The sequence below is a fragment of the Sphingomonas sp. genome (genome assembly GCF_035555815.1).
In the GTDB taxonomy this organism is placed as follows: Bacteria; Pseudomonadota; Alphaproteobacteria; order Sphingomonadales; family Sphingomonadaceae; genus Sphingomonas.
On record NZ_DATMGG010000107.1, the window covers coordinates 1 to 9,803 of the forward strand.

A 9,803-nucleotide genomic window follows, 5' to 3' on the forward strand; every position below is an offset into this window, starting at 1 on the left:
CAGTTTCGTCAACATCGGCGAGCGCACCAACGTCACGGGATCCGCGGCGTTCAAGAAGATGATCCTGGCGGGCGACTATGTCCGCGCGATCGAGGTCGCCCGCCAGCAGATCGAGAACGGCGCGCAGGTGGTCGACGTCAACATGGACGAGGGGCTGCTCGACGCGCACCACGCGATGACGACGTTCCTCAAGCTGATCGCCGCCGAGCCGGACATCGCGCGCGTGCCGGTGATGATCGACAGCTCGAAATGGTCGGTGATCGAGGCCGGGCTGAAATGCGTGTCGGGCAAGCCGATCGTCAATTCGATCAGCATGAAGGAGGGCGAGGACCAGTTCCTGGAGCACGCCCGCAAGTGCATGGCCTATGGCGCCGCCGTGGTGGTGATGGCGTTCGACGAGGTCGGGCAGGCCGACACGCAGGCGCGCAAGGTCGAGATCTGCGAGCGCGCGTACAAGCTGCTGACCGGCATCGGCTTTCCGCCCGAGGACATCATCTTTGACCCCAATGTGTTCGCGGTGGCGACGGGCATCGAGGAGCACAACAACTACGGCGTCGATTTCATCGAGGCGTGCCGCGAGATCAAGGCGCGCTGCCCGCACGTCCATATCTCGGGCGGGCTGTCGAACCTGAGCTTCTCTTTCCGCGGCAACGAGCCTGTGCGGCGGGCGATGCACTCGATCTTCCTCTACCACGCGATCCCGGCGGGGATGGACATGGGGATCGTCAACGCCGGGCAGCTCGACGTCTATGACACGATCGACCCCGAACTGCGCGAGGCGTGCGAGGACGTCATCCTCAACCGCCCCGCGTGCAGCCCCGACGAGACGCCGACCGAGCGGCTGATCGCGATCGCCGAACGCTATCGCGGCACCGACGCCGTCGCCGAGAAGCAGGCCGAGGAATGGCGCGGGTGGGACGTCGCCAAGCGGCTGGAACACGCGCTGGTCAAGGGCATCGACCTGCACGTCGTCGCCGATACCGAGGAGGCGCGGCTGGCCTTTGCCAAGCCGATCGAGGTGATCGAGGGCCCGTTGATGGACGGGATGAACGTCGTCGGCGACCTGTTCGGATCGGGCAAGATGTTCCTGCCGCAGGTGGTGAAATCGGCGCGGGTGATGAAGAAGGCGGTCGCCCACCTGCTGCCGTTCATCGAGGCGTCGAAGGAGCCGGGCGCCAAGGGCAAGGGCAAGGTCGTCATGGCCACGGTCAAGGGCGACGTCCACGACATCGGCAAGAACATCGTCGGCGTGGTGCTCCAGTGCAACGGGTTCGAGGTGGTCGACCTGGGCGTGATGGTGCCGTGGTCGAAGATCCTGGAAGCGGCCAACGAGAACGACGCCGACATGATCGGCCTGTCCGGCCTGATCACCCCCTCGCTGGACGAGATGGTGACGGTGGCCGAGGAGATGACGCGCGCCAAGATGACGATGCCGCTGCTGATCGGCGGCGCGACGACGTCGAAGGTCCACACCGCGCTGCGCATCGCGCCGGCCTATGACGGGCCGGTGGTGCATGTGCTCGACGCGTCGCGCGCGGTCGGCGTGGCGACGACGCTGGTCAGCGACACGATCCGCGACGATTACGTCACCAAGGTCGCCGGCGAATATGCCGCCGTGCGCGCCGCGCGCGAGGGCAAGGGGCAGAACGAGTTGCTGCCGCTCGACAGGGCGCGGGCCAACGGTTTCGACGCCGACATGAGCCTGAAGCCCGGCGCGCCCAAGCAGCCGGGCGTGCACGTGTTCCGCGACTGGGACCTGAACGACCTGCGCGAATGCATCGACTGGACGCCGTTCTTTCGCGCGTGGGAGCTGGCGGGCAATTATCCCGCGATCCTGGACGACACGGTGGTGGGGGAGAGCGCGCGCAGCCTGTTCGCCGACGCGCAGGCGATGCTGGACAGGATCATCGCCGAGAAATGGCTGACCGCGCGCGGCGTCGCCGGGCTGTGGCCGTGCGTGCGGCACGACGACGACGTGTTCGTCGATCCCGAGGGGGTGTGGAGCCCGGCGGAGATGGCGTCGCTCGATTTCCTCGGCCTGGCCGACAACGACGATCTGGTGCGGCTGCCGTTCCTGCGCCAGCAGATCGCCAAGCGCGAGGGGCGGGCGAACATGTGCCTGGCCGATTTCGTCGACCGGCAGGGCGACTGGATCGGCGGGTTCGCCGTGTCGATCCACGGCATCGAGCCGCATCTGGCGCGGTTCAAGGCGGCGATCGACGATTATTCGGACATATTGCTCAAGGCGCTGGCCGACCGGCTGGCGGAAGCGTTCGCCGAGCGGCTGCACCAGCACGTCCGCACTACGTTGTGGGGCTATGCCGAGGGCGAGCAGTTGACCAACGAGGCGCTGATCCGCGAGCAATATCGCGGCATCCGCCCGGCGCCCGGCTATCCGGCGTGCCCCGAGCATAGCCTGAAGACGGTGCTGTTCGGCCTGCTCGACGCGCACCACGCGACCGGGATCAGCCTGACCGAGAGCTTTGCGATGCTGCCGACGGCGGCGGTGTCGGGATTCTATTTCGGACACCCCCAGGCCGAATATTTCGGCGTCGCGCGGATCGGGCAGGATCAGGTCGAGGATTATGCGGCGCGGCGGGGTGTGGACACCGCGCAGGCGACGCGCTGGCTGCGGCCGAACCTGGACTGAGCGGGGCGGGGCGGCAGGTAGGCTCTGTCTCCTTTTGCGTTCGTCTCGAGCAGCCGTCGAGCGACGTCGAGACGGCGCATCGAGAGATCGCTACGCGCGCGGACCTCTCTCGATACGGGTTCTCGACAAGCTCCAACCCTACTCGAGACGAACGGGTGGGGTGGGGCGGACGGAGTGAAGGACGGACGGACGGAAGGACGGTCCGGCCGGAGGCCATAAGGAGTCGCCGTCCTGGGCCCCAGTTTGCGCGGGAACATATTATGGGTTTGCCGCCGCGCCCCGCACTTGCCGCCGGTCCGCAAGCCGTTACATCTTCCCCCGAACGGGTGGGGGAATGCGTATGGCGACGGTGGCGGAACAACGCGCGGGCGAGCAGCCGAGCGAGGCGGACATCCGCCTGGTCATTTCCGCGTCGTCGCTGGGCACCGCGTTCGAATGGTATGATTTCTTCATCTACGGCACGCTGGCCGCATCGGGGATCATCGGGCGCACCTTCTTTCCGTCCGGGAGCGAGCTGACCCAGACGTTGCTGGCGTGGGCGGGCTTTGCCGTCGGCTTCGGCTTTCGGCCGCTGGGCGCGGTGCTGTTCGGCTATCTGGGCGACAAGCTGGGGCGCAAATACACCTTCCTCGTCACCATCACGCTGATGGGGGTTGCCACCGCAGGCGTCGGGCTGGTGCCGTCGGCGGCGGCGATCGGGTTCGCCGCGCCGGTGATCGTCATCCTGCTGCGGATCGCGCAGGGGCTGGCGCTGGGCGGGGAATATGGCGGTGCGGCGGTCTATGTCGCCGAACATTCGCCGGCCGGAAAGCGCGGTTTCTACACCAGCTTCATCCAGGCGAGCGTGGCGGGCGGGTTCATCCTGAGCCTGATCGTGGTGCTGGCGGCCAAATGGTCGATGTCGGCCGAGGCGTGGGACGACTGGGGCTGGCGCGTGCCGTTCCTGTTCTCGATCGTGCTGCTGGCGGTGTCGCTCTACATGCGGCTCAAGCTGTCCGAGAGCCCGGTGTTCAAGGCGATGAAGGAAGCGGGCGAGACCGCGCGCAACCCGTTCATCGAGAGCTTCACCTATCCCGGCAACGGCCGGCGGCTGTTCCTGGCGCTGTTCGGCATCGCCGCCGGGCTGACGGTGATCTGGTACACCGCGCTGTTTTCCACCCTGTCGTTCCTCCAGACGACGATGCGGGTGGAGGAGACCACCGCGCAGATCATCACCGGCGCCGGCGCGATCATGGGGCTGGGGTGGTTCATCTTCTTTGGCCGGCTGTCCGACCGGGTCGGGCGCAAGGCGCCGATCGTGATCGGCTATATCGCGACGCTGGCGCTGCTGTTCCCGATCTTCTGGTACATGGGCGCCGCCGCCAACCCCGACCTGGCCCATGCGGCGAAGCGCGCGCCGGTGATCGTCGCCGGGCCGCAGTGCAGCTACGATCCGTTCGCCGGCAAGCAGAAGGACGAGTGCGGGCAGGTGCTCGACTATCTGTCGAAGAAGGGCGTCGCCTATGCCACCGCCAGGGCGCCGGCGGTCGCGGTGACGATCGGCGGCGTGCCGGCCGCCGACCACGCCCCCGCCGCGCTCGACGCGGCGCTGGCCGGGGCGGGATACAAGCTGGACAAGGTGATCCCGTCACCGGGCAACATCGCGCGCATCCTGGTGGCGATCTTCCTGCTCGCGGCGCTGTCCGGCAGCACATATGGCACCGTCGCCGCGCTGCTGACCGAGCTGTTCCCGGCGCGCATCCGCTATAGCTCGATGTCGATTCCCTATCATATCGGCACCGGCTATTTCGGCGGATTCCTGCCGCTGATCGGCCAGTATATCGTCGCGCGGACCGGCAACCCCTATGCGGGGCTGTGGTACACTTGGGGGGTGGTGCTGATGTCGCTGGTGGTGGTGGTGGTGTTCCTGCGCGAGCGCGACCTGATCAAGGATTAGTGGCGAGCACCCGTTCGACGCGCCCCGTCATTGGGAGCGTAGCGAAGCAATCCACCGACGCGCCACATGGATTGCTTCGCTGCGCTCGCAATGACGGTGGGTTCGGCGTACTTCGTCACCCCGGCTCCTTCGGCATGGCTCGGGACAGGCTTGTGCCGGGGTCAACCACGCCGCATTCGTTGCGCTCCGAGCCGCTTGTCGCGCGCCTGCCGCCGGTCGACCCCGGCACAAGGCCGGGGTGACGGGGTTGGGGATCCGGTCAGTCGCGCTCGACGCACATGGCGATGCCCATGCCCCCACCGATGCACAGGGTCGCGAGGCCCTTCTTGGCGTCGCGCTTCTGCATCTCGTAGATCAGCGTGGTCAGCACGCGCGCGCCCGAGGCGCCGATCGGATGGCCGATCGCGATCGCGCCGCCGTTGACGTTGACCCGGTCCGCGTCCCAGCCCATTTCCTTGCCGACCGCCAGCGCCTGCGCGGCGAAGGCTTCGTTGGCCTCGATCAGGTCGAGGTCGGCGATCGTCCAGCCGGCCTTTTCCAGCGCCTTCTTCGACGCCGGCACCGGGCCGATGCCCATGATCGACGGATCGACGCCGGCCGATGCCCAGCTCTTGATCCGGGCGAGCGGCGCGATTCCGCGCTTCGTCGCTTCCTCCGCGCTCATCACCACCAGCGCGGCGGCGCCGTCGTTGATGCCGCTGGCGTTGGCGGCGGTGACGGTGCCGTCCTTCTTGAACGCGGGGCGCAGGCCCGACACGCTGTCCACGGTGGCGCCGTCACGGATATATTCGTCGGCCTCGACCACCGTGTCGCCCTTGCGGCCCTTGACGGTCACCGGCGCGATCTCGTCCTTGAAGCGGCCGTCGGCACGCGCCTTTGACGCCAGGTTCTGGGAGCGGACCGCGAACGTATCCTGATCGTTACGCGTGATCTGATATTCGGCGGCGACATTCTCGGCGGTGATGCCCATGTGATAGCCGTTGAACACGTCGGTCAGGCCATCCTTGATCATCGTGTCCACCAGGCTGACGTCGCCCATCTTGCTGCCCGCGCGCAGCGCCTGGGCGTGGGTGGACAGCGACATCGATTCCTGCCCCCCGGCGACGACGATCTTCGCGTCGCCGTTGCCGATCGCCTGAAACGCGAGCGCGACCGCGCGCAGGCCGGAGCCGCACACCTGATTGACGCCCCACGCCGGCACTTCCTTGGGCACGCCCGCCGCCATCGACGCCTGACGCGCCGGGTTCTGGCCCTGCGCGGCGGTGAGCACCTGGCCGAGGATCACCTCGTCCACCTCATCGCCGCGCACGCCGGCCTGCGCCAGCGCCGCCTCGATCGCGACGCGGCCGAGTTCATGCGCGGGGGTGGCGGCGAAGGCACCGAGGAACGCGCCGACGGGGGTGCGCTTGGCGGCGGCGATGACGATCTCGGACATGAAGACGGCTCCTGGCTGCGATGGTGCCCCGCCCGATCACGTCCCAAACGCCGGGCCGGTGGCGAGTATCGGCGCCTATTTAGCGACGCCGGTCGTGCTTAGCCAGTCGGCCAACGGCTCCCACAACAGCGGCCTGGCCCGCCCGCCGACGACCATGCCGACGTGGCCGGCACCGAGTTCGCGCCGATCCGCCAGCCCGGCGCTGCTCGCCGCCGGCACGATGCGGTCGCTGAGCGAGACGAAGTCGACGGTGGGGCAGGCGAGCGCGCGCGGATCGACGGCCGTCCCCGCGATCCGCCAGCGGCCGGCGCCGGGATCGTCGGCGCCGAAGAAGCCCGCGAACATCTGGCGCCCGGCCGCCAGTGTCAGCGGCGCGCCGGCGTTGGCCCAATCCTCCAGCCGGACGAAGCTGGCCAGCGCATCCGGGGCGGCGGTGGCCAGCGCCTCGAACTTGGCGATGGTGCGCGCGGGATCGAGCCGCCAGAAGCCCGATTGCAGCACCTCCATCGGCACCAGCCCCAACGTCTCGCACGCCGGCTCGGCGGCGTGCCACAATGCGGCGATGTCGGCGCGCGCGGCATCGTCGAAGCGCGCGAAATGCCACGGCGCCGCGATCAGCGCGACCCCGCGCACCGGCAGCGCCGCCGCCCCGCCGAGCGCCAGCGTGCCGCCCAGGCAATAGCCGACCAGCACCGGCGGCTCGTCCAATGTGCGCAGCATCGGCAGCAGCAACGATTCGACGTGCGCGGTGATGTCGACGTCGCGCTCCGCCGGGGTGGGATCGCCCCAGTCGACCAGCAGGGTGCGATGCCCGCGCGCCGCGATCCAGCGCAGCAGCGAATTGTCGGGCGCAAGGTCGAGCACATGCGGCGGATTGATCAGCGAGGGGACGAACACCACCGGCGGGCCTTCGCCGCCCCGGCCCCCGCCATAGTCGCGCAGGCAGGCGCGGCCGGCGCGGGCGACCGGTGGCATCGGCGCGGGGCGGGGCGGGCGCGGCGCGTTCTGATAGGCGGCAAGTCCGGCCAGCGCGGCGGCGCGGCGGGCCGGCGATGCTGCGGTTTCGCTGCGCAGCAGATCGAGGAACAGCGGCAGGGGGCGCGGCCCGTGTTGCGGTGCGGAATGAAACGATGTTACAGCGTCTTCAGTCATAGTTGGGACGCACCATCATGAAAAAGACAACGCCGGGATCCGGCCCGGTCATCATCAAGAAATACGCCAATCGTCGACTCTACAATACCGAATCATCATCCTACATCACGCTGGAGCATCTCGCCGCGATGACGCGCGAGGGGCGCGATTTCAAGGTGATCGACGCCAAGAGCGAGGAGGACATCACCCACAATGTCCTGACCCAGATCATCATGGAAGAGGAAGCGCGCGGGCAGACGATGCTGCCGGTCAATTTCCTGCGCCAGCTGATCGCGCTGTACGGCGATTCCATGCAGGCGATGGTGCCGGGCTATCTGGAAGCGTCGATGGACAGTTTCCGCCGCAACCAGGAACAGTTCAAGTCGGCGGTCGAGGGCGCATTCGCCCATTCGCCGTTCGCCGAGATCGCCAAGCGCAACATGGCGATGTTCGAGGCGGCGGCGCAGGCGTTCAAGCCGGGCGGCGCCGGGGCGCCGGGTGCCGCGGCTCCGGCGGCGGGCGGCCCCGCGCGCGAGGTGAGCAAGGACGACGAGATCGCCGCGCTGAAGGCGGAACTGTCGAAATTGCAGGACAAGGTGGCGAAGCTCTGACGTTCCCTTCCTCCCCGAGACAGGCTCGGGGAGGAATCCTAGCGCGGCTTCCGGAAGCGCAGCGTCATCCGGTCGCTTTCGCCGATCGCGGCGTATTTGGCGCGGTCGACGTCCTTCAGGCGATAGGAGGGCGGCAGCGTCCACACGCCGTCCGGCCAGTCGGCGGTGTCGCGGGGGTTGGCGTTGACCTCGCTCGCGCCGTCGAACACGAAGCCGGCCGCCTCCGCCAGCTGGCGGACGGTCGACACCTTGACGTAGCCGCTGCTCCTTTCGCGCGCGGCGTCGGCATTCTCGGGCAGGCGGTGATCGACCACGCCCAGCGTGCCGCCGGGCTTGAGCATCGCGAACATCTGGCGAAAGGCGTCGGGGGCGTAATCGATGCCGCCGCGCTGATAGCCCATCCGCCAGTTATGCACGTTGCGGAAGGTCAGCACGACGTCGGCGGTGCCGTCGGGCACCCGGGGCATATCGGCGTCGGCGGGAAAGGCGGCGAGCTTGATCGCGCCGTAGAGCGCGGCATCCTTCTCCTGAAGCCCGCGCAGGCCGTCGACGCCCTTGGGCCATGGGCCGACGCCCCAATAGGTCCCCTTGCCCGCGACGTAGGGGGCGAGGATTTCGGTGTACCAGCCGCCCGACGGCCAGATCTCGACCACCGTGTCGCTCGGCTTGACCGCGAAGAACGCCAGCGTCTCGGCCGGGTGGCGATAGCGGTCGCGCGCGGTGTTGGCCGGGGTGCGCGACGGGGCGGCGACGGCGGCGGCAAGGTCCGACTGGAGCGTGGCGGGCGCGCCCGTGGCGACGCTGGCGACGGCCACCGCGACCGAGCCGATCGCGCCGATGACCAGCATACGCATACGAAGCACCCCTTTTCGAAACTGTGGACGGCGCCAGCGTAGCGGGGCAGGGAGGCGCGATGCAAGCAGGGCTTTGGGGCGGGGCGGCGGCGTGTGTGGCGGTCGCGGTGGCGAGCGGGATCGGCCAGTGGCGGCGCGGACGGCGGCGCGACCTGGACGATGTCGGCGTGGTGCCATGGGCGACGGTGCAGTTCGCCGCGATGATGGCGGCGCTGATCCTCGCTAGTCTGGCCCTGCATAGCTGACCGCCCCATTCCTGAAGGTCAGGTCTACGCGCAGGTAGACGATGGTGCGGTAGCCGGCGCGCGGCGCGCTGAAGACCGGGCGGTAATTGCTCGCGAGCGCGCCCTTGAGCGCGGCGAGGCTGGCGCGGTTCCAGATCGCGAGGCGGCGGGTCGAGCTGACGATCACCGGCGGGCGGCGGGCAAGGATGCGGCGAACCTCGGCCGCCTCGTCGATGCCGGTCGCGCCCTGTTCGGTGGTGTAGGCGAGGAAATTGGGAAAGGCATAGGCGGTCGGTACGCACGCGCCGGCCAGGCTGTAGGTGGCGGTGTCGCCGATGAAGACATAGGGGCATTCGCCGCGATCATTGGCGGCGACGACGCGCGCCACCGCGCGCGCACCGGCGCGATCGTCGGGGAGGAAGGCGCGGCTGACGATGAAGATCAGCAGCCCCAGCCCCAGCGCGCCGACCATCGCGCGCGGGCGCCAGCCGAAGGTGATCGCCGACAGCACCGCGAGCGGCGCGATCAGCGGCAGCGCATAGTGATCGAAGAAAGTGCCGATCGCGCAGAACGCGACCAGCGCCGCGCCCAGCCAGACGAAGGCGAGCGCGCGTTCGTCGGCGAGGCGGATGCGCCGCCGCCGCCACGCGATCGCCGCGCACAGGATGAGCGGGGAAAGGATCGCAACGATCCCGAGCAGCCGCATCGCCAACTGGTCGGGCGGATAGGGCGGGCGCAGCAGGATCGAGGTGACGTTGGCGAACCACCACGCATCGAACGCACCCATGCGCGCATAGGCCAGCGCGACGGCCAGTGTCGGCGACAGGCCGATCGCCGTCCACAGCGCCGCCGCGGGGATCACGCCGCCGCGCGCGCCCGATCGCCACAGCCACCACAGATGGGCGATGCCGACCGCCGCGCCCTCGAACGCGGCGGTCGGCTTGATCTGGATCGCGACGCCG

7 protein-coding genes and 1 pseudogene are annotated in these 9,803 nt (G+C 68.9%); 4 read left to right on the forward strand and 4 right to left on the reverse strand.

The features are described 5' to 3' along the window. Both metH and VNR91_RS05965 read left to right on the forward strand, forming a co-directional pair. On the forward strand, nucleotides 1-2,650 hold a 2,650-nt coding region (gene metH / locus VNR91_RS05960), incomplete at its 5' end, for a methionine synthase (RefSeq protein WP_325489857.1). Nucleotides 2,651-2,984: 334 nt separating this feature from the next. Next, a complete protein-coding gene (locus VNR91_RS05965; protein ID WP_325489858.1) occupies nucleotides 2,985-4,586 on the forward strand; it encodes an MFS transporter in 1,602 nt (533 codons plus the stop codon). 259 nt (nucleotides 4,587-4,845) lie between these two features. On the opposite strand, the gene VNR91_RS05970 is transcribed toward VNR91_RS05965, so the two are convergent. Then, nucleotides 4,846-6,021, reverse strand: a complete 1,176-nt coding sequence (locus tag VNR91_RS05970; RefSeq protein ID WP_325489859.1) for an acetyl-CoA C-acetyltransferase — start codon at nucleotides 6,019-6,021, stop codon at nucleotides 4,846-4,848. 75 nt (nucleotides 6,022-6,096) lie between these two features. Next, entirely contained in the window at nucleotides 6,097-7,173 is a 1,077-nt protein-coding gene (locus VNR91_RS05975; protein WP_325489860.1) for an alpha/beta hydrolase, read from the reverse strand. 17 nt (nucleotides 7,174-7,190) lie between these two features. Between VNR91_RS05975 and phaR the strand changes: the two genes are divergently transcribed. Next, on the forward strand, nucleotides 7,191-7,763 hold the full coding sequence (gene phaR, locus VNR91_RS05980; RefSeq protein ID WP_325489861.1) for a polyhydroxyalkanoate synthesis repressor PhaR: 573 nt from the start codon (nucleotides 7,191-7,193) through the stop codon (nucleotides 7,761-7,763). Nucleotides 7,764-7,801: 38 nt separating this feature from the next. Here the strand turns inward: phaR and VNR91_RS05985 are convergent, their stop codons facing one another. Then, on the reverse strand, nucleotides 7,802-8,617 hold the full coding sequence (locus VNR91_RS05985; RefSeq protein ID WP_325489862.1) for a class I SAM-dependent methyltransferase: 816 nt from the start codon (nucleotides 8,615-8,617) through the stop codon (nucleotides 7,802-7,804). Between the two features lie 59 nt (nucleotides 8,618-8,676). Between VNR91_RS05985 and VNR91_RS05990 the strand changes: the two genes are divergently transcribed. Then, the gene (locus VNR91_RS05990) at nucleotides 8,677-8,862 is read left to right on the forward strand and encodes a hypothetical protein (protein ID WP_325489863.1); all 186 of its coding nucleotides are present in this window, start codon (nucleotides 8,677-8,679) and stop codon (nucleotides 8,860-8,862) included. On the opposite strand, the pseudogene VNR91_RS05995 reads toward VNR91_RS05990, so the two are convergent. Then, nucleotides 8,840-9,803: pseudogene (locus VNR91_RS05995) on the reverse strand (hypothetical protein); the annotation flags it as partial. The gene VNR91_RS05990 and the pseudogene VNR91_RS05995 overlap by 23 nt on opposite strands.